The sequence below is a fragment of the Pseudomonas phenolilytica genome (assembly GCF_021432765.1).
GTDB lineage: Bacteria > Pseudomonadota > Gammaproteobacteria > Pseudomonadales > Pseudomonadaceae > Stutzerimonas > Stutzerimonas phenolilytica.
This window is the reverse complement of record NZ_CP058908.1, coordinates 445,521-466,185: the sequence shown is the minus strand read 5'-3', so window position 1 is coordinate 466,185 and position 20,665 is coordinate 445,521. Positions and strand designations below refer to the sequence as shown.

Sequence of the window (20,665 nt, the reverse complement as noted above, 5' to 3'; positions counted from 1 at the left end):
ACTCGGCCTTCCTGATCATTTTTTGTGCTATATTCCGCGCCCGTTTTCGTAGCCCGGTTTCCCGCCATGCCTGCCGCCAAGCCGCTGTTCGACTATCCCAAGTACTGGGCCGAGTGTTTCGGTCCGGCGCCGTTCCTGCCGATGAGCAGGGAGGAGATGGATCAGCTCGGCTGGGATTCGTGCGACGTGATCATCGTCACCGGCGATGCCTACGTCGACCATCCGTCGTTCGGCATGGCGATCATCGGCCGTCTGCTGGAGGCCCAGGGCTTTCGTGTCGGCATCATCAGCCAGCCGGACTGGCACAGCAAAGACGACTTCATGAAGCTCGGCGAGCCGAACCTGTTCTTCGGCATCGCCGCCGGCAACATGGACTCGATGATCAATCGCTACACCGCTGACCGCAAGGTGCGTTCGGATGATGCCTATACCGCCGGCGCACTGGCCGGCAAGCGGCCGGATCGCGCCAGTCTGGTGTACAGCCAGCGCTGCAAGGAGGCCTACAAGCATGTGCCGGTGGTGCTTGGCGGCATTGAGGCGTCGTTGCGGCGCATCGCGCACTACGACTACTGGTCGGACAAGGTGCGCCGCTCGATCCTGATGGACGCCACCGCCGACATCCTGCTCTACGGCAATGCCGAGCGTGCCATCGTCGAAGTGGCGCAGCGGCTCGCGCGTGGTGAGCCGATCGAGAGCATCACTGACGTGCGCGGCACTGCCTTCATCCGTAAGGACACGCCGGAAGGCTGGTTCGAGATCGACTCCACGCGCATCGATCGGCCCGGCAAGATCGATCAGATCATCAATCCCTACGTCAACACGCAGGACCTGTCCGCCTGTTCCATCGAACAGCAGAAGGGGCCGCAGGACGATCCCGAGGAAGCCAAGCCGGTCGAGCTGTTGCCGCATCCCAAGCTCACGCGCGAGCGCACGGTGATCCGTCTGCCGTCCTTCGAGAAGGTCCGCAACGACCCGGCGCTGTACGCCCACGCCAACCGCGTGCTGCATCTGGAAACCAATCCCGGCAACGCGCGCGCGCTGGTGCAGCGCCACGACGACCGCGAGCTGTGGCTCAACCCGCCGCCGATTCCGCTGACCACCGAGGAGATGGATTACGTGTTCGCCGCGCCTTTCCAGCGCGTGCCGCACCCGGTGTACGGCGGGGCGAAGATTCCGGCGTACGAGATGATTCGTTTCTCGGTCAACATCATGCGCGGCTGTTTCGGCGGCTGTACCTTCTGCTCGATCACCGAGCACGAGGGACGCATCATCCAGAGCCGCTCGCACGAATCGATCCTCCACGAAATCGAGGAAATGAAGAAGGTGCGCGGCTTCACCGGTGTGGTGTCCGATTTGGGCGGGCCGACCGCCAACATGTATCGCTTGGCCTGCAAGAGCCATGACATCGAAAAGCACTGCCGCAAGCCGTCCTGTGTATTCCCCGGTATCTGCGAGAACCTCAACACCGACCACAGCTCGCTGATCAAGCTGTACCGCAAGGCGCGCGCGCTGCCGGGCGTGAAAAAGATTTTGATCGCCTCCGGCCTGCGCTACGACCTCGCCGTGGAGTCGCCCGAATACGTCAAGGAACTGGTCACCCATCATGTCGGTGGCTATCTGAAGATCGCCCCGGAGCACACCGAGCGTGGCCCGCTGGACAAAATGATGAAGCCGGGCATCGGCACCTACGACAAGTTCAAGCGGATGTTCGACAAGTTCTCCAAGGAGGCGGGCAAGGAGCAGTACCTGATCCCGTACTTCATCGCCGCGCATCCGGGCACCACCGACGAGGACATGATGAACCTCGCCCTGTGGCTGAAGGCCAATGGCTTCCGCGCCGATCAGGTCCAGGCCTTCTATCCGTCGCCGATGGCCTCGGCGACCGCCATGTATCACACCGGCAAGAACCCGCTGCGCAAGGTGACCTACAAGAGCGAGGGCGTCACCATCGTCAAGAGCGAGGAGCAGCGCCGTCTGCACAAGGCGTTCCTGCGCTACCACGATCCCAAGGGCTGGCCGCTGCTGCGCGAAGCGCTGATCCGCATGGGGCGCGCCGACCTGATCGGCAGCGGCAAGCACCAGCTGATTCCGGCGCATCAGCCGGCGGTGGACGGTTATCAGAGCGCACGACGCAAGAACTCAACGCCGGCGGGCAGCAAGAAGGCCGGGCAGGGCGGCAAGATTCTTACCCAGCACACCGGCCTGCCGCCGCGCAGTCACGACGGTAATGCCTGGGACAAGCGCGAGCAGGCCAAGGCCGCCGCCGAGGCGCGGCGCAAGGCGGCCAATGGCAGCGGCAAGCCGGCCGGCAAGGGGCGCAAACCGCAACGGCCGGTGGCGCCGCGCTGATCGCGTATTGCTGACGCGCGAGCCTGCCGCATTGCGCCGGTACGCCCGCCGTCAGCCGCTTCCGCGAGCGCTCAGTCGCTCTGGCATGATGGCCGCTGCGCGGCGGTGCGCCCGTCGAAACTAGAACCTGAACGCCTGAGTCGCCTGATCCAGCTCGCCCCCCAGGCGCAGCATCTGCGCGCTCTGTTCGCGGCCGCGGCTGATGTGCGTCAGGTTGGCATCGCCGAGCTGATGGATGCGCTCACTGTGCCCGCGAATCTCGCTGACGGCCTCGCCCTGCTGCGCGGTGGCCTGGGCGATCTGCTCGGCCATGCGGCTGATGGTGGCGATGGTGGCGACGATTTCGCCCAGCGCTTGATCGGCGCTCTGCGCCAGGCTGGCGGTGCCTTCGGCGTGGGCGACCTGGCTGCGCATGGCTTCGACCGAGTGCGTGGCTGCCTGCTGCAGGTCGCCGATCAGCTGTTGGATTTCCGCGGTGGCGCCGCTGGTGCGCTGCGCCAGCGACCGCACTTCGTCGGCCACCACGGCGAAGCCGCGGCCGTGCTCGCCGGCGCGGGCCGCTTCGATGGCGGCGTTGAGCGCCAGCAGATTGGTCTGCTCGGCGATGGAACGAATCACCGTCAGCACGTTGCCGATGGTGGTGGTTTCGGCGGCCAGGCGTTCGATGGCCACGGCGTTGTCCTGCACCTCGCTGACCAGATCATGCAGCCCGGTCAGACTCTGGCCGATCACCCGTTGGCCCTGCTGCACGGCGTGCGCCGCGGCGCGGCTGGCCTCGGCCGCTTCGCCGGCACCGTCGGCCACCTGCTGGATGGTGGCTTCCAGCTCGCCGAGCGAATCGCGGATCTGTGCCGTGTCGCCGGTCTGACGTTGCGCGCCGTCGTGCAGGTCGCTGCTCATTTCGTCCAGATCGCGACTGCTGGCGGCGACCTGTTCGGCCTGCTGGCGCAGGGTGCCGACCAGCTGCAGCAGGTAGCTGCGCAGACGGTTGAGCGAGGTCTCGATATCGATGATTTCGCGAATCTTCGAGTCGATCCGCGCGTCCCGGCTGAAGTCGCCTTCGGCCCATGCCGACAGGGCCGGTACCAGCTGCCCGAGGGTGCGGGTGAGCTGGCGCTGCAGGCGGTCGACGGCCAGGGCGATGAGCAGGATCAGCGCGATGATCGCGCCCTGGATCAGCCGCACCTCGCTCTGGATGCGCCCATGTTCGGCGCGCACCGCCGGCTCCAGCTCGGCCAGCGCCTGTTGCACGGCGGCGACTTTGCGCGCGCTGCTGTCGTGCAGCTCGCTGCGCTGGCGGATCAGTTCGCGGGTGCGCTGCAGCTCGGCCGGGTAACGTTTGGTCAGGCTGGCCAGTTCGCGCTTGAGCGCGATGCCGCGGTCTTCGGCCTGCTGCTGGTTCGCCGAACCGTCGAGTTCGAGTAGCGCGGCGAAGCTGCTGGCGGCGGATTTCTGTTCGGCGGCGACGTCCAGCAGCGGCAGCGCGTCAAGGCGGCCGACCTCCTGCTGCAAGCCCTGCAATGCCTGTTCGACCTCGCCGGCCAGTTCGTCGCGACCGCTGCCGACCAGCTTGCCGCGGGCGTGGCTGAGGCGCAGCAGCTGCTGGCTGGCGGCAAACAACGGCGGCTGATAGTCCGCGGCGTTCGGATGGTTGGCGACGCTGCGGTACTGATCGAGCTGCGATAGTGCGCCGGCCATCTCGCGCTCGGCCTGCAGCAGCAAACCCTGTGGATCGCCCGCCAGCTTGCCAGCGGCGAGCAGATCGCTGGAGGTGAAACGACTCAGCTCGTCCAGACTGGGCTGCAGCCGCTCGGCGAACCCGGCCGGTAATCCGGCGATGTCCTGCTGCAGCGTTTCCAGTGCTTTTTGCGCCTGGCTGTGGCGCAGGGCATCGCCGCTGGCCAGGTAGGCGCTAATGTTCTCCGCGGCTTGGTGCTGGAACTGCTGGGACAATCCCAGGTAACGCGCCATGAGCTGGTAGGGTCGCTCCATTGCCCGCTCTGACCACCAGAGGGTCGCTCCGAGAGCCAGACAAACCGCGATGAGCAGGAGGGTGTTGAGCGTGGTGAGCGACTTCAGGCGCATCATCGCCTCTTCGAGCAGGCCAGGAAGGCTAGCAAGATATGGCGATTTGATGTCATTCGCGTGACAGCCGCGCCCGCCTCGTGATTTTGTGAACCGGTAGGCGCGGCTGGTCGGCTAGAAGCGTTCGACCCGGTTTCGGCCGCCGCGTTTGGCGCGGTATAGCGCCTCGTCCGCCTGCTGGGTGAGCGTCTTGACGTCGGTGTCGGCGCTCAGTTCGCTGATTCCGCAGCTGAAGGTGCAGCTCAGGTCTTGCGGCTGTGCGGGAAAGCGCAGCTCGGCGAAGCGCTGGCGAATGTCGTTGAGCACCTTGCACGCCGCTTCCACCGGCGTATCCGGCAACACTACGGCGAACTCCTCGCCGCCATAGCGGCCGATGTGGTCGGTCTTGCGCAGGCGCTGCTTGAGAAACAGCGCCAGGCTGCGGATCACCCGGTCGCCCATCGGGTGGCCGTAGGTGTCGTTGACCCGTTTGAAGTGGTCGATGTCGAGCATGGCGAAGCTCAACGGGCGATTGTCGCGGCGGGCTTGGAAGCGCGCGTCTTCCAGCAGTTGCAGGCTGTGGGTGTGGTTGTACAGGCCGGTCAGGCTGTCGCGCACGATGCGTGCCTTGAGGCTGCGGGCACGAGCGGCGCGGGTGCGCACGGTGGCGATCAGATGGCTCGGCTTGATCGGCTTGGTAAGAAAGTCGTCGCCGCCTTCGCCCATCGCATCGAGCTGCTTATCCAGATCGTCCTCGGCCGACAGGTAGATGATCGGCACGCTGACGTAGCGTTCATGCTGGCGAATCACCTTGGCCAGTTCGGTGCCCATGCAGTCGGGCATGTACATGTCGAGGATGATCAGGTCCGGCTGAAACTCCGCTAGTGCGCCGATGGCCTGGATCGGCTCGATCAGCATGCGCGTGATGATGCCGGCGTTGTTCAGCACCCGTTCGGTGTGCGTGGCCTGGGCGCGGGAGTCGTCGACGATCAGTACGCGGATCGGTTCGCTGTGCGCGGTGCGGGTGAAGATTTCGATCTTCTCCAGCAGGGTCGAGGCGTCCAGCGTGCCGGTAAAGAATTCCAGGCCGCCGGCGCGCACGGCCGCCAGGCGTGTCGGGGTATCGGTTTCGCTGTGGCTGAAGAACAGGATCGGCAGCTTGTCTTCCAGCCCCTGCTGGACCTGCTCGGCCAGTCGCAGTCCGGCGCCGGGGCCGGTGAAGTCGACGTCCATGACGATCGCGGCGGGATGGCGCTGGTGCATGGCGGCGCGAAACGCCGCCTCGCTGTCGAAAGCCTGGGCCGACATGCTGAAGAACTCCAGCTGACGCATCAGGTAGTCCGCTCGCTGGCCGTTCTGCAGCGCCAGGTAGACCGGTTTGCTCAGCGGTGGCAGGAAAGGCTGTGTCAGCGGGTCATTGTGGCGCAGACCGGTGCGCGCCAGGCGGTAAATCAGCTGACTGAGCGTCGCGATGGTCTCGCTGGACAGCCGGCCGCGATTGTCGCGGATATCGCCCAGACAATCTTCGATGCCGATCGCCAGGGCGCTGTGCTCGGGCTGCTCGAAACGCTCGGCGAAGCGGCGTAGGCGTTGCGTGGCGTCGTCGAGCGCGCTGTGGTGCCGCTCGCTCCATTCGCCGCGCTGCAATTGCTGCCAGACGTCGAGCACTTCGCGAGCCTGATGAATCACGCGCTGGGCAAAGTGTTGCTTGAGTTCTTCCTGGTCCGCCATGAGCCTTTCCGTTGCGCTGGCCATTCGGGGGCGGCGCCGTTTTGTGGTGGCGCCATGCTATCACCGGTGTGCGGGTCTGGAGGCTGCCGCAGGCGGTAGTGGTTCGCAAATTGCGGCAGAGGATGCCTGGGAGCTACGTTATAGTGAGCATCCTTACCGCAACGCGGCCCGCCTCAGGCGGTCAGACCCTCTGAATCCAAGAGAAGGACATTTTGCCCATGCTGGACTGGAAGAACCGCTTTGCCCGTTTCGGCCGCTCGAGCGGCGGTGCGACGGCAACCGCTTCGCGCGCGGGAAGCCCGCTGTGGTCGGCACTTGCCGTGGTGGTCGGGCTGCTTCTGCTGGCGGCGCTGATCGTGGGCTGGTACTGGAGCCGCGAGCCCGCATTGTTCCAGGTCCCGCAGCACGCACGCGAGGCGGCGGCGAACTCGCAACGCCAGCTGGTCAATGGCTATACCACCGTCGAAACCCTCAAGCGTGTGGCCAGCACCTTGCTGGACAAGCCGGGTGGCTACCTGAGCAACGACGTCGCGCCGCCGGGACTCTGGCTGGACAACATGCCGAGTTGGGAATACGGCGTGCTGGTTCAGGTACGCGACCTGAGCCGCGCGCTGCGCAAGGACTTCACCCGCTCGCAGTCGCAGTCCACCGAAGACCCTGATCTGTCGAAGAGCGAGCCGCTGTTCAATTTCGACAATCGTAGCTGGGCATTGCCGGCGTCCGAGTCCGAATACCGCAACGGCATCCGCGCGCTGGATCGTTATCTGGCGCGCCTGAGCGATCCGGCGCCGAAAGCGCTGTTCTATACCCGCGCCGACAATCTGAACAACTGGCTGGGCGATGTCGCGACACGACTTGGCTCGCTGTCGCAGCGTCTGTCCGCCAGCGTCGGTCGCGTGCGTCTGGATACCAACCTGGCGCCCGAGCAGGAGCGCGCCGGCGTCGTGCCCGAGGTCCGCGAGCAGGTGGTCGAGACGCCCTGGCTGCAGATCGACAACGTGTTCTACGAGGCGCGTGGTCAGGCCTGGGCGCTGTCGCACTTGCTGCGGGCCATCGAAGTGGATTTTGCCGACGTGCTGGCCAAGAAAAACGCCACCGTCAGCGTCCGGCAGATCATTCGCGAACTGGAGGCGGTGCAGGAGCCGCTGTGGAGTCCGATGGTGCTCAATGGCAGCGGCTACGGGATGCTCGCCAACCACTCGCTGGTGATGGCCAACTACATCTCGCGTGCCAACGCGGCGATCATCGATCTGCGCAACCTGCTCTCGCAGGGGTAAGGACTACGGCAGGCGGCATCGCGCCGGAGGATCGGCGCGATGCGTGACCTGCTGGCGGCTCAATCCAGGCCGAGCTTCTTCAGTCGATAACGCATCGAGCGGAAGGTCAGCCCCAGGCGCTGTGCCGCGGCGGTGCGGTTCCAGCGGGTTTCCTCGAGCGCCTGCATGATCAGCTTGCGTTCGATTTCTTCCAGATGGTCTTCCAGACTGTCGATCTGCGCCAAGCTGACTTCTCCGCTTTCTCCTGGGCCGGGGCTGTCGGCCAGGCGCAGGTCCGCAGCCTTGATCTCGTCGCCGTCGCACAGGGTGTAGGCTCGTTCGAGCATGTTCTCCAGTTCGCGCACGTTGCCTGGAAAGCGGTAGGCCAGCAATTTTGCCAAGGCGTCGGGGTGCAGGTGCGCCGGGCTGTCGCCGCATTCCTGCGCCAGGCGGCGCAACATCGCATCGGCCAGCAGGGCGATGTCTTCGCGACGCTCGCGCAACGGCGGCACGCGCAGTTCGATGACGTTGAGGCGGTAGTACAGGTCCTGACGGAAGCGCCCGGCGGCGACTTCGCCGGCGAGATCCTTGTGGGTGGCACAGAGGATGCGCACATCGACCAGCACTTCCTGAGTGCCGCCAACCGCGCGCACGGCTTTTTCCTGAATGGCGCGCAGCAACTTGACCTGCATCGGCAGCGGCAGGTCGGCTACTTCGTCGAGGAACAGGGTGCCGCCATTGGCTACCTGGAACAGTCCGGGTTTGTCTTCGATGGCACCGCTGAAGCTGCCCTTCTTGTGACCGAAGAACTCGCTCTCCATCAGTTCCGAGGGAATCGCTCCGCAGTTGACCGGTACGAACGGCCGCTCGCTGCGCGGCCCCTGTTCGTGAATCAGCCGCGCCACCAGCTCCTTGCCGCTGCCGGATTCGCCGCTGATGTAGACCGGCGCCTGGCTGCGGGCGAGTTTGTCGATCTGCTTGCGCAGCACCTTCATCGGCGGTGAGCTGCCGAGCAGACGGCTGTCCACAGGTGCCGCTTCGGTGGGGGCGCTGCGTACGCGCAGTGCGGTGCTGACCAGCTCGCGCAGACGGTTGAGATCGACCGGCTTGGTCAGGAAGTCGAAGGCGCCGGCCTTGAGCGCGCTGATGGCGGTGTCCAGGCTGCCGTAGGCGGTGATCATCGCAACCGGCAGCTGCGGGTGCTGTTGCTGGATGAGCTGCACCAGCTCCAGTCCGCTGCCATCGGGCAGGCGCATGTCGGTCAGGCACAGGTCATAGTGCTCGCGCGCCAGCCACTCGCGGGCCTCCTTGAGGTTGCGGGCGCTGCGGGTGTCGAGCTTCATGCGCCCCAGGGTGATTTCCAGGAGTTCGCGAATGTCGGGCTCGTCATCGATGATCAGTGCTTTCTGGCGGGCGCTCATGGGTCCTGCTTCGTTGGTTCGGTTCGCCGATGGCGGCGGTGGGTCATGTTAACGCCCCGGCTCGGCCTGGCGGAGACCGGGTTGGTCGTTGTGTGATCGGGTGCGCCCGTGATCGGTGCGCTCAGCTGGTCTTGCTCGCATGCGCAAAGACGATATGAAAGCAGCTGCCACCCTCCGGGCGCTCGCGGTAATCCAGGCGCGCCTGGTTGCTTTCGCACAGCTCGCGAGAAATATACAGGCCCAGTCCGGTACCTTTGCTCTCGGTAGTAAAGAAGGGCTCGAAAATGTTCTGCAGCTGCTCGGCGGCCACTCCGTCGCCATTGTCGAGGACCTCCACCACCGGCAGGTCGCTGGCCGGGTCGCGATACAGGCGCAACCATACCTGGGCGCACGCATGGCGCAAGCCGCTGTAGCGCAGGCCGTTCTGCACGAGATTGGTCAGCACCTGGGTGAGCTGATTGGGGTCCATGCGCGTCTGCAGCGAGCTGCCGATGACTTCCAGGTGAACGCTCTGCTGCGGTGCCAGAGTGTTGCGCAGCTCGCTGACGAAGCGGTGCAGCCAATACTTGAGATCCAGTAGCTGCGGTTCGGCCTGGCGTCGGCGCGAGAGCTGCAGGACGTTCTCGATGACCAGATTCATGCGCCGCGAATGATCCTGGATGATCTGCGCCAGACGGCGGTCCGCCGCATCCAGGGATTCGGACTCGTGCAGCAGCTGGGCCGCGTGGCTGATGGCACCAAGCGGGTTGCGGATCTCGTGGGCGATGCTGGCAGTCAGGCGGCCGAGCGAGGCGAGCTTGAGCTGCTGGGCCTTCTGCGCGATGTGCGAGCTGTCCTCGAGAAACACCAGCGTGTTGCGTTTCTCGCCATGCTGCAGCGAGGCGAAACTCGGCTGCACGATCGGGCCGCTCTGGCCGATCTTCAGCGGCTCCGGGCGCAGGGTCGGGTTGCTCTGCCATTGCTGCAGGCGATTCAGCAGGTCCGGGCAGTATTCGGCGAGCGGCAGCCCGCCGGTCTCCGGCTGCTCGAGCAGCTGTTGCGCGCCCTGGTTGGCCAGCAGCACCTGTCGTTGCGGGTCGAGTACCAGGATGCCGGTGCGCATGCGTTGCAGAATCAGCGCGTTCAGTGCTTCCAGGTTGGCGACATCCTCGGCACGCTGCCGTGCCAGGTGTTCGCTGGCCTGCAGGCGGCGGGTTAGCCCCTGAACCAGCAGGGCGGCGGCGAAGCACAGGGTGCCCAGCGCTGCGGCCTGGACGAACTGGCGCGCGGCTTCCGGTCTGCTCAGGCTGAGATAGAAGGTCAGGTAGATCAGGCCGATGGCCGCGACCGCCGCGACGAAGAAGCCCACCCGACCGCGCAGCAGAATGTTGGCGATGGCGACGGCGACGATCAGCAGATTGCCGATGCCGCTGGGGGTGCCGCCGGCGAAATAGAACAGGCCCGATAGCAGGATCACATCCATCAGCGCCAGGCCCAGCACCGGCATATCCCGTTTCGGATTCTGCACCAGCACGGACACGACGATGTTAAGGATCAGGTAGAGCCAGGCGCCGTTGCTGAACATCGCCGGGTTGCTCATCTGCAGCAGGCTGTCGTGCAGATCGCTGCTGATCAGCAGCACCAGCGCCAGACCAATGGTCAGGCGATAAAGATGATACAGCCGCAGGATGCGCCGGCCCTGGTCGCCCAGGAAGGCCAGGTTCTCAGTGCCCACCAGCCTCGCCATCCTGCAGATGCGCTTGGCTGCAGTACCAGCGCTCCTTGCCCTGTACCGCCTGCGAGCGCGGCAGGTGCACTCCGCAATGAGCGCAGCGCACCATCGGCTGCGCGCTCGGCTCGGGGCTGCGCTTGGGCTTGCGCGTCATGCGTCGCCACAGCCAGAAGGCCGCTGCGATCAGAGCGATCCAGAACAGTAGACGAATCAGGCCCATTTATCTCTTCCTGACAGGCGCAACAAGATTGCATAACGCCCGGCGGCGTTGGGGCTCACCGGGCCTGACGGTTGCTGACGCGGGTGTCAGTCGAACAGGCCGAAGGTCAGGTAGCTCCACCAGGAGCGTTCTCCACTCGGTTGTTCGGCTTCCTTGAGTACGGGGCGCAGTTCTTCTGGCAGGTCCTGCGCGGCGGCTTCGTACTGCCGAATCACGTCCCGATTGGCGCGCGAGGTGTCCGGGCGCGGCGCTTCGCTTTCGATCAGGCCGAGGGTGGCCTGGCTCAACCAGCCGCGGGTGTCGGCCTCGGTTTCGCGTGGGGTGAAGGTGCCGTCTTCCAGCGTCTCGTGGTCCGGGTAGTTGGCCTCGAGGGTCTGCAGGCTGGTCGCCGCCAGCTCCTCGAGGCCCAGACGCTGATAGGCCTCGGTCATCACTGCCAGGCCGTCGGCGACTGCCGGCGTGCCCTGAAAATTTTCCACCACGTAGCGGCCACGGTTGGCAGCGGCGACGTAGGCCTGGCGCTTGAGGTAGTAATGCGCCACGTGGATCTCGTTGGCCGCCAGCAGGTTGCGCAGGTAGATCATGCGCGCCTTGGCGTCCGGGGCATAGCGGCTGTTGGGGTAGCGGCTGGTAAGCTGGGCGAACTCGTTGAACGAATCGCGGGCGGCACCAGGGTCGCGCTTGGTCATGTCCAGCGGCAGGAAGCGGGCGAGCAGGCCGCGATCCTGATCGAACGAGGCCAGCCCCTTGAGGTAGTAGGCATAGTCGACGTTCGGATGCTGCGGGTGCAGGCGGATGAAGCGTTCCGCCGAGGAGCGCGCGGCTTCCGGTTCGAGGTTGCGGTAGTAGGCGTAGATCAGTTCCAGCTGGGCCTGCTCGGCGAAGCGGCCGAACGGATAGCGCGATTCCAGGGCCTTGAGCTTGCTGATGGCGCTGGTGTAAGCCTTGTTGTCCAGGTCGGCTTGGGCCTGCTGATACAGTTCGACCTCACCCAGGTTTTCGTCGACGGTCTCGGTGGAGGAGCAGGCGGCGGTAAGTGCGAGGATGGCGATCAGCAGCAGGTGTTTCACTTGCATGGCGGCTTGCGTCCCTGTGACGGCTGGCTGTCTCGCACGGAGCCGTCCTGTTATGATGAGCGCCCCGGTCAGCCGGGACAAAGACGCCGTATTTAAACACAAGCGTGCAGGCGAAACCAAAGCCTGCGCCCCCGCCGCAGTGCCCCTATGTCCGAGATTTCCAAACAGGCTATTCATATGCGTGCCGAGGTGCCGTTCGACCTCGGCGGCCAACGTCTCGACCAGGTCGCAGCACAGTTGTTTTCCGAGTATTCGCGTTCGCGCCTGGCTGCCTGGATCAAGGACGGCCTGCTTAGGGTCGACGGCGCCGTGCTGCGCCCGCGCGATACGGTGCACGCCGGCGCGATCCTCGAACTGAACGCCGAGCAGCAGGCGCAGGGCGAGTGGCTGGCACAGGAGATTCCGCTTGATATCGTCTACGAAGACGAGCACATCCTGGTCATCGACAAGCCGGCCGGGTTGGTCGTGCATCCAGCTGCCGGACATGCCGACGGCACGCTGCTCAATGCGTTGCTACACCACGTGCCGGATCTGATCAACGTGCCGCGCGCCGGCATCGTGCATCGTCTGGACAAGGACACCACCGGCCTGATGGTGGTCGCCAAGACGTTGCAGGCGCAGACGCGGCTGGTCGAGCAGTTGCAGGCGCGTAGCGTCAGTCGTATCTATGAGGCGATCGTGGTCGGTGTGGTCATCACCGGCGGCACCGTCGATGCGCCGATCGGTCGCCACGGCCAGCAGCGCCAGCGCATGGCGGTGGTGGAGGGCGGTAAGCCGGCGGTCAGCCATTTCCGCGTGCTCGAACGCTTCCGTGCGCACACCCATGTGCGGGTCAAGCTGGAAACCGGGCGCACCCACCAGATTCGCGTGCACATGACCCATATCGGCTATCCGCTGGTGGGCGATCCGCTATATGCCGGACGCTTCCGTATTCCCCCGGCGGCCAATCCGACGCTGGTGCAGACCCTGCGCGAGTTTCCGCGCCAGGCGCTTCATGCGCGTTTCCTCGAGCTGGATCATCCGGCCACCGGCGAGCGGATGAAGTGGGAGTCGACGCTGCCGGATGACTTCGTCTGGCTGTTGACGCTGCTGCAGCAAGATCGCGAGGCGTTCGTCGGGTGAGTAGCTGGCCGCATGGCTGGCTGCTGCCGGACTGGCCGGCCCCGGCGATGATCCGCGCCTGCGTGACCACTCGTACGGGCGGTATTAGCGTGCCGCCGTTCGACAGCTTCAACCTTGGTGATCACGTCGGCGACGATCCGTCGGCGGTCGCTTGGAATCGCCAGCATTTGCAGGACCTGCTTGGCTGCCGACCGGCCTGGTTGAGCCAGGTGCATTCGAGTACGGCGATCAAGGCCATGGCCGACAGTTGCGCGACGGCTGATGCCAGCTGGAGCGATGTGCCGGGTGAGGCCTGCGCTGTGCTGACGGCGGATTGCCTGCCGGTACTGTTCTGCAACCGCGCCGGCACGCGCGTCGCGGCGGCGCACGCGGGCTGGCGGGGGCTGGCCGGCGGCGTGCTCGAGACGACGCTCGGCGCGCTGGCGGTACCGGCTGCGGAGCTGCTGGTCTGGCTCGGGCCGGCCATCGGTCCGGCGGTGTTTGAGGTCGGCCCCGAGGTGCGCGAGGCATTCGTGGCGCAGCATGCCGATGCAACCGAGGCGTTTGTGCCGAGCCGCAATGCCGGGCGCTTCATGGCCGATCTGTACCAGCTGGCCCGCATTCGGCTGGCTGCGGTCGGCGTCGACGCCGTCTATGGCGGCGGTCTGTGCACGTTCAGCGACGCTCGCTTCTATTCGTATCGCCGAACCGCGCGTACCGGCCGCTTCGCCAGTCTGGTATGGATCGACGGCTGAGCGAAGCGCTGGCCTGTCGCCGGTTTGCCCTGCCGCATGACATGCATCAATGCCGCCTGGCTTGAATCGCCAACAATAATCCTCATCTATTCTGCATCTCGCGGGCGTTTCTCATGGCGCGATTCGGTGTGCCGGCCCGCTTCACTTGAGGATGAACGTTCATGCGTATCGATCGTCTGACCAGCAAGCTCCAGCTTGCGCTCTCCGATGCACAATCCATCGCGGTTGGCCTGGATCATCCGGCTATCGAACCGCTGCACCTGATGCAGGCCCTGCTGGAGCAGCAGGGCGGCTCGATCAGGCCATTGCTGATGCAGGTCGGCTTCGATATCGCCGCGCTGCGCCAGGCGCTGACCAAAGAGCTCGATCAGCTGCCCAAGCTGCAGAACCCGACTGGCGACATGAACATGTCCCAGGATCTGGCGCGCCTGCTCAACCAGGCTGATCGCCTGGCGCAGCAGAAGGGCGACCAGTACATCTCCAGCGAACTGGTGCTGCTGGCTGCTCTCGATGCGAACACCCGTCTCGGCAAACTGTTGCTGGCACAAGGCGTATCGAAGAAGGCGCTGGAAAACGCCATCGCCAACCTGCGCGGGGGCGAGGCGGTCAACGATCCCAACGCCGAAGAATCACGTCAGGCGCTCGACAAGTACACGGTGGACATGACCAAGCGTGCCGAGGACGGCAAGCTCGATCCGGTGATCGGCCGTGATGACGAGATCCGTCGCACCATCCAGGTTCTGCAGCGGCGCACCAAGAACAACCCGGTACTGATCGGCGAGCCGGGCGTGGGCAAGACGGCCATCGTCGAGGGGCTGGCGCAGCGCATCGTCAATGGCGAGGTCCCTGACGGCCTGAAGGACAAGCGCCTGCTGGCGCTGGACATGGGCGCACTCATCGCCGGTGCCAAGTTCCGCGGCGAGTTCGAGGAGCGCCTCAAGGCGGTGCTCAACGAGCTGTCCAAGCAGGAAGGGCGGGTGATCCTGTTCATCGACGAGCTGCACACGATGGTCGGCGCCGGCAAGGCCGAGGGGGCGATGGACGCCGGTAACATGCTCAAACCAGCCCTGGCGCGCGGTGAGCTGCATTGCGTGGGCGCCACCACGCTGGATGAGTACCGCCAGTACATCGAGAAGGACGCCGCGCTGGAGCGGCGCTTCCAGAAGGTGCTGGTGGACGAGCCGAGCGAGGAGGACACCATCGCCATCCTGCGTGGCCTGAAGGAACGCTACGAAGTGCACCACGGTGTGACCATCACCGACGGAGCGATCATCGCCGCGGCCAAGCTCAGCCATCGCTACATCACCGACCGCCAGCTGCCGGACAAGGCCATCGATCTGATCGACGAGGCGGCCAGCCGCATCCGCATGGAAATCGATTCCAAGCCCGAGGCGCTGGATCGTCTGGACCGCCGGCTGATCCAGCTGAAGATCGAGCGCGAGGCGCTGAAGAAGGAAGACGATGAGGCGACCCGCAAGCGCCTGGCCAAGCTGGAAGACGATATCGCCAAGCTGGAGAAGGAGTACGCCGACCTCGAGGAAATCTGGAAGTCGGAGAAGGCAGAGGTGCAGGGCTCGGCGCAGCTGCAGCAGAAGATCGAGCAGGCCAAGGCCGATCTCGAGGCGGCGCGGCGCAAGGGCGACTTGGCGCGCATGGCCGAGCTGCAGTACGGGATCATTCCCGACCTGGAGCGCAGCCTGCAGATGGTCGATCAGCACGGCAAGACCGAGAATCAGCTGCTGCGCAACAAGGTGACCGACGAAGAGATCGCCGAGGTGGTCTCGAAGTGGACCGGCATCCCCGTGTCGAAAATGCTCGAGGGAGAACGCGAAAAGCTGCTGCGCATGGAGGATATGTTGCACCAGCGCGTCATTGGTCAGCACGAGGCGGTGGTCGCGGTGGCCAATGCGGTGCGCCGCTCGCGCGCCGGTCTGGCCGATCCGAATCGGCCGAGCGGCTCGTTCCTCTTCCTCGGTCCGACCGGTGTGGGCAAGACCGAGCTATGCAAGGCGCTGGCCGAGTTCCTCTTCGATACCGAGGAGGCAATGATCCGCATCGACATGTCCGAGTTCATGGAGAAGCACTCGGTGGCGCGGCTGATCGGTGCACCGCCGGGCTACGTCGGCTACGAGGAGGGCGGCTACCTGACCGAGGCGGTGCGGCGCAAGCCATACTCCGTGGTGCTGATGGATGAGGTGGAAAAGGCCCATCCGGACGTGTTCAACGTCTTGCTGCAGGTGCTGGAGGATGGCCGCCTGACCGATAGCCACGGGCGTACCGTGGACTTCAAGAACACCGTGATCGTGATGACCTCCAATCTCGGTTCGATGCAGATCCAGGAGTTGGTCGGCGATCCTGACGCCCAGCGTGCGGCGGTGATGGATGCGGTGGGGCATCATTTCCGTCCGGAGTTCATCAACCGTATCGATGAGGTCGTGGTATTCGATCCGCTGGCACGCGAACAGATCGCCGGTATCGCCGAAATTCAGCTGGCGCGCCTGCGCAAGCGTCTGGCGGAGCGCGAGCTAAGCCTGGAGCTGACGCAAGAGGCGATGGACAAGCTGATTGCCGTCGGTTACGACCCGGTATACGGTGCGCGGCCGCTCAAGCGTGCGATCCAGCGCTGGATCGAGAACCCGCTGGCGCAGCAGATCCTGGCCGGCCAGTTCGCGCCGGGCAGCACGATCAAGGCGCGGGTGGAGGGGGATCAGGTGGTTTTCGCCTGAGGTGACGGAACAGGCCTGCGCGGTGCCTCGGAGGTGCTGCGCGGGCATATGAGTCGTCGAGCGACGCTAGGGTCAGCTCGTGTGAGTGCAACACATTGTCCTGAATCGCATTTCCAGGCTTGACAGCGTTATCGGGAACCGTAAAATGGCGCGCCTCTGAAGCGGGAACATAAGTACCGCCGAAGAGCTGGAATGTAAGTTGTTCCGCGATAGCTCAGTCGGTAGAGCAAATGACTGTTAATCATTGGGTCCCTGGTTCGAGTCCAGGTCGCGGAGCCAAATTCCAATCGGGGTATAGCGCAGTCCGGTAGCGCGCCTGCTTTGGGAGCAGGATGTCGGGAGTTCGAATCCCCCTACCCCGACCATTTTTGGGTCGTTAGCTCAGTTGGTAGAGCAGTTGGCTTTTAACCAATTGGTCGTAGGTTCGAATCCTACACGACCCACCATACAAGGCTTCGCAAGAAGTCATAGAAAGCTGGATGTCAGAAATGGCATCCAGCTTTTTTTATGGCTCGTTTTTGTGAAGACGGATCCCGCTCGCGCTAGTGCCTTGCCTCATGTCACCAGACGGCCAAGCAGGCGGCTCAGCAGGCCGAGGCCGAGAACCACACTCAGTACCAATGCGAGCAGGAGCCACGGGCGGAACGGCTGACGCTCGACCTGATGCTGTGGTGCGCTGAGATAGTCGTCTACGCGCTGCTGGTCTTCGGGATTCAGGCGGCTGGACATAAGCACCTCGAATGGCATGCGCTGAGTCTAGTCGTACCGGGTGAAATGCCAAGCGCGTGGCCGCGAGGCCCGCAAAGGGCTCGCGTCGCGGGGGAGGAGGGTCAGTTGTTCTTCAATTTGCGCAGGTTGCCGATCACGGACTCCAGCGCGCGGTCGAACAGCAGCGTGTCGTTGAGGAGGCGGATGGCGCCGCGCTGGAACTCGCTGGCCAGGCCCATGCGGGTTTTCTCCAGGACCTTCATGCCGGTGCGGTTGACGAAGATGTAGCGGCCGGTCGGTTTGATCACCGCAGCCAATTTGCAGCGCAGCTTGTGCTCTTCATCTTCCTGGAACTCCACCCAGCTACCCACACGCAGGTTGTCGACCTGGTTCAGTGCCTCGTCGTGCTCGGGCAGGCAGGCCTCGGGCTGGCGCTCGCGACTTTCGCCGGGCGTCAGCAGCTGAATCTCCTCGACCACTTCAACCATGACAGGCGTTGGCGGAGTGGTGGTTTCCGGTAGGGTCGCGGGCTGGGCAGCGTCCATGCTCACGGCCGCTTCGGTTACAGGCTGCTCAAAACGTTGCAGCGTCTGAACGTGCAGAGCCTCCAGCTGGGTGAAGAACTCTCCGGTGGAGAACGGATCGAATGCAGCGCTGGTCAGACCTTCGCGCAGGGACTTGAGCAGGTTAGGCACCAGCTGCATGAGCTGCTCGCGCGACTGTTCGTCGGCATGCGGCGTCACGCTCCAGATCAGTTCATCCATCGTCATCAGCGCATCGTCCCACTGCGTCGACTGCGTGCCATGTTTCAGGCAAATCAGCAGCAGGACTTTGCTCCAGGCCTCCTGTAGCAGGCGTACCACCACTTCAGGCAGGGTCTTGCCGAGAAGTCGCTGATTGAGTGCCTGTTCAACGGCCTGGCGGGCGATCTCGGCCTTGGCGCGTCCTTCCTCTGCATCGCGGGTGCGTTGCTCGAGCAGTTCACTGCGCCGGCGCTCGTCGCCGATGAAGGCGAGGAAGTCCGCCAGCAACTCGGAGAAAATGCTCGGGTCGTCGGTGAAATCGTTCAGCAGGCGCGCCACGATCTGCTCGATCTTCTGATACAGACTATCGCGCTGCGCTTCATCCTGGTCGCTCCAGCCCAAAGCTGCCGAGGCGATCTCGTTGAGCAGGCGGCGAGCCGGGTGACTGCCGCGGCTGAAGAACGTCTTGTCCAGTACCGCTACTTTGAGCAGCGGTATCTGCAGGCGGCCAATCAGCGCCTTGAGCGAATCCGGCAAATTGCGGTCGTCGAGAATGAACTCGAACAACATCGACACGAGATTGATCACGTCTTCGTCGACTTCGCCGACCACGCGCGATCTGCCGCTTTTGGCGCTCACGCGCTGGAGTAGCTGATCGAGCTGTCCCTGCAGGTTGTGCTCGTCAACGGTTTGCGGTGCGCGCGCCTGCATGTGCGATAGCAGGCGCAGCAGGTCGTTGCTGGAAATCGGGATTGCATCGCTGGGCGCGCTGCGTGGGGTCAGTGCGCTGCTGTTGCGAGCTTCGGAAAGCAGGTCAAGCAGTGCACTGAAGACGGCTTCCTGCTGGCCGCTCTCGTGCATGTTCGTCTGGCTGGCATGCGTGCTTGCGGAGCTGCTGGTGCTGGCGCCAGTGCTCGGCCGGTGAGAGCGATGTGGAGCGGTCGACTGCAGTTCGGGCAGGATGCCGGCTGCTGCGAGCGTTAGATTGGCTTCCGTGTAGAGTTGATCCAGTTCGGTCAGTACGTACTTTTCGAAGAGTTTGAGAATGATCAGCTTGACCTTGATCGGCACGCCGAGACTGCTGCAGGCGGCGAGGAAGTAGTCGCAGATCGCGCTCGGGCCGAGCGGGTTGGACTTGTCGTCGAGCTTTCTGCTGACCAGCGCGTTCATGCGCGTCGTCAGGTGGCCGAGCGCAGGAATGGTGCGCCCGGTCACTTTGGTCACCATCGTGTCGATCGCAACGGACTCTTCCAGTTCGTCATTCTGCACCAGGCTAAGGCTGTCGAAGGACACACCTTCCAGCGGCTGGGGCTTGCCGATCTCGTACTGGTTGAGCGTGGCGAAGGCTTCGAACAGCTGATGCAGGAAGCTGCGCTCGATGGTGCGTCGCTTCATGCGCAGGTCGCGCATGGCTTCGAAGAACGCGCTTTGTTCGGTGTTGCTGGTGGCGCGATCGGCGATCTCGAACAGCGAATCGTCGGCATTGTCGAACAGCGTTTGCAACGCCTGACGCAGTTGCTGGGCGGCCTTGTCGCGCACGCTGATCAGCGCCACCGGCAGCTTGGCGGCCGGTGACGTTGGTCTGAGCTCAGGGGTGGCCTTGTTCAGGTGCACCACTTTGGCATCGGTTCGCATCGAGACTCTCCTGTGGTCGCCGGCCGGTCGGGCGGTCACGTACGCTTCGTGGGCGTCAAGGGTAACAAAAGGAGCTGAATGGCGTCATTTATGTGGCGCCAGAATAATTAAGCCGATTATCGACCACCATTGTGGCTAATCGAATCCGGATTTTTGTCCGGCATGATCCAGGTCACAGATCCCCGGCGAGTTTCTGCCGAACGGTCAGCGCAGGCGGTCTATGTCGGAGGTCGCACTACTTTGCGGGCCGCCTTTATACTTCGGATCAAACCATGTGGAGTCTGCCATGCCTAACCTGACACTTGCCGATCTTTCCGCTGAAATTGATGCCACCGTTCGTCGGGCGCTTGCGGAAGATGTCGGTAGCGGCGACATCACCGCGCAGCTGATCCCGGCGGAGCGCCTCGCGCATGCCTCGGTCATTACCCGGGAAGCGGCGGTAATCAGCGGTGTGGCATGGGTCGATGCGGTGTTCCGCCAGCTTGATCCGCGGGTCGCGGTGCACTGGCAAGTGGCCGATGGCGAGCGAGTCGAGGCCGATCAGGTGCTGTTTAATCTCGAAGGACCGGCGCGCGCGCTGTTGACCGGCGAGCGCACGGCGTTGAATTTTCTACAGACGTTATCCGGCGTCGCGACGAATTGCCGGCACTATGCCGATCTGGTCGAGGGTACCGGCGTGAAACTGCTCGACACCCGCAAGACGCTGCCTGGCCTGCGTCTTGCGCAGAAGTACGCGGTGACCTGTGGTGGCTGCCATAACCATCGTATCGGCCTCTACGATGCGTTCCTGATCAAGGAGAACCACATTGCTGCCTGCGGCAGTATCGCTCAGGCGATCGTGGCGGCGCATCGTATTGCCCCGGGCAAGCCGGTCGAGGTCGAGGTCGAAAGTCTCGACGAACTGGAGCAGGCGCTGCAGGCTGGCGCCGATATCGTCATGCTGGACGAGCTGAGTCTCGACGACATGCGCACGGCGGTCGACCTGGCGCGTGGTCGCGCCAAGCTGGAGGCGTCTGGCGGTATCGGCGAGGAGACGCTGCTTGCGGTGGCGCAGACTGGAGTGGATTACATCTCCATCGGTGCGCTGACCAAGCACGTGCGCGCGGTGGATCTGTCGATGCGTCTGCGGCAGTAAAAAAAGGAGGGGTGCGGGAACGCCATGGTGCTCC

The 20,665-nt window shown here is 64.3% G+C and carries 13 protein-coding genes, 3 tRNA genes and 1 pseudogene; 9 read left to right on the top strand and 8 right to left on the bottom strand.

Going from position 1 to position 20,665, the window contains the following annotated elements:
- Positions 1-66: 66 nt before the first annotated feature.
- Positions 67-2,349 (top strand): YgiQ family radical SAM protein, encoded by a 2,283-nt coding sequence (locus HU825_RS02290; protein WP_234302818.1) that lies wholly within the window; start codon positions 67-69, stop codon positions 2,347-2,349.
- 120 nt (positions 2,350-2,469) lie between these two features.
- On the opposite strand, the pseudogene HU825_RS18830 reads toward HU825_RS02290, so the two are convergent.
- Positions 2,470-2,979 (bottom strand): annotated as a pseudogene (locus HU825_RS18830) (methyl-accepting chemotaxis protein); the annotation flags it as partial.
- Positions 2,980-4,548: 1,569 nt separating this feature from the next.
- Complete coding sequence (locus HU825_RS02280; RefSeq protein ID WP_043297629.1) at positions 4,549-6,144, bottom strand: response regulator; 1,596 nt, start codon at positions 6,142-6,144, stop codon at positions 4,549-4,551.
- A gap of 218 nt (positions 6,145-6,362) precedes the next feature.
- Between HU825_RS02280 and HU825_RS02275 the strand changes: the two genes are divergently transcribed.
- On the top strand, positions 6,363-7,421 hold the full coding sequence (locus tag HU825_RS02275; RefSeq protein ID WP_043297628.1) for a DUF2333 family protein: 1,059 nt from the start codon (positions 6,363-6,365) through the stop codon (positions 7,419-7,421).
- A 59-nt stretch (positions 7,422-7,480) separates the two neighbouring features.
- Here HU825_RS02275 and HU825_RS02270 read toward each other — a convergent pair whose 3' ends face one another.
- The 4 genes from HU825_RS02270 to HU825_RS02255 all read right to left on the bottom strand — a co-directional run bounded on the left by HU825_RS02270 (position 7,481) and on the right by HU825_RS02255 (position 11,828).
- A complete protein-coding gene (locus HU825_RS02270; RefSeq protein WP_043297627.1) occupies positions 7,481-8,821 on the bottom strand; it encodes a sigma-54-dependent transcriptional regulator in 1,341 nt (446 codons plus the stop codon).
- Positions 8,822-8,942: 121 nt separating this feature from the next.
- Positions 8,943-10,535, bottom strand: a complete 1,593-nt coding sequence (locus tag HU825_RS02265; RefSeq protein WP_284692200.1) for a sensor histidine kinase — start codon at positions 10,533-10,535, stop codon at positions 8,943-8,945.
- Positions 10,525-10,752 carry a PP0621 family protein gene (locus HU825_RS02260; RefSeq protein ID WP_043297626.1) on the bottom strand — a complete coding sequence of 76 codons (228 nt, stop codon included), beginning with the start codon at positions 10,750-10,752 and terminating at the stop codon, positions 10,525-10,527. The genes HU825_RS02265 and HU825_RS02260 overlap by 11 nt, the downstream gene beginning before the upstream one ends.
- An 86-nt stretch (positions 10,753-10,838) precedes the next feature.
- On the bottom strand, positions 10,839-11,828 hold the full coding sequence (locus HU825_RS02255; RefSeq protein WP_043297625.1) for an outer membrane protein assembly factor BamD: 990 nt from the start codon (positions 11,826-11,828) through the stop codon (positions 10,839-10,841).
- Positions 11,829-11,975: 147 nt separating this feature from the next.
- On the opposite strand from HU825_RS02255, the gene rluD reads away from it, so the two are divergent.
- The 6 genes from rluD to HU825_RS02225 all read left to right on the top strand — a co-directional run bounded on the left by rluD (position 11,976) and on the right by HU825_RS02225 (position 16,856).
- Positions 11,976-12,950, top strand: a complete 975-nt coding sequence (rluD, locus tag HU825_RS02250) for a 23S rRNA pseudouridine(1911/1915/1917) synthase RluD (protein WP_234302815.1) — start codon at positions 11,976-11,978, stop codon at positions 12,948-12,950.
- A gap of 47 nt (positions 12,951-12,997) precedes the next feature.
- The gene (gene pgeF, locus HU825_RS02245) at positions 12,998-13,684 is read left to right on the top strand and encodes a peptidoglycan editing factor PgeF (protein WP_431978458.1); all 687 of its coding nucleotides are present in this window, start codon (positions 12,998-13,000) and stop codon (positions 13,682-13,684) included.
- Between the two features lie 161 nt (positions 13,685-13,845).
- Entirely contained in the window at positions 13,846-16,410 is a 2,565-nt protein-coding gene (clpB, locus tag HU825_RS02240) for an ATP-dependent chaperone ClpB (RefSeq protein WP_043297622.1), read from the top strand.
- Positions 16,411-16,613: 203 nt separating this feature from the next.
- Positions 16,614-16,689, top strand: a tRNA-Asn gene (locus HU825_RS02235).
- Positions 16,690-16,698: 9 nt separating this feature from the next.
- A tRNA-Pro gene (locus HU825_RS02230) sits at positions 16,699-16,775 on the top strand.
- A 5-nt stretch (positions 16,776-16,780) separates the two neighbouring features.
- Positions 16,781-16,856: transfer RNA gene (locus HU825_RS02225), tRNA-Lys, on the top strand.
- A gap of 109 nt (positions 16,857-16,965) precedes the next feature.
- On the opposite strand, the gene HU825_RS02220 is transcribed toward HU825_RS02225, so the two are convergent.
- Together HU825_RS02220 and HU825_RS02215 are read right to left on the bottom strand one after the other, a co-directional pair.
- Entirely contained in the window at positions 16,966-17,139 is a 174-nt protein-coding gene (locus HU825_RS02220; protein ID WP_008569742.1) for a DUF3094 family protein, read from the bottom strand.
- A 101-nt stretch (positions 17,140-17,240) separates the two neighbouring features.
- Positions 17,241-19,496 (bottom strand): DUF1631 domain-containing protein, encoded by a 2,256-nt coding sequence (locus HU825_RS02215; protein WP_234303365.1) that lies wholly within the window; start codon positions 19,494-19,496, stop codon positions 17,241-17,243.
- A 286-nt stretch (positions 19,497-19,782) separates the two neighbouring features.
- Between HU825_RS02215 and nadC the strand changes: the two genes are divergently transcribed.
- Positions 19,783-20,631: a carboxylating nicotinate-nucleotide diphosphorylase gene (gene nadC / locus HU825_RS02210; protein ID WP_234302814.1), complete on the top strand. Its 849-nt coding sequence runs from the start codon at positions 19,783-19,785 to the stop codon at positions 20,629-20,631.
- Positions 20,632-20,665: the final 34 nt, after the last annotated feature.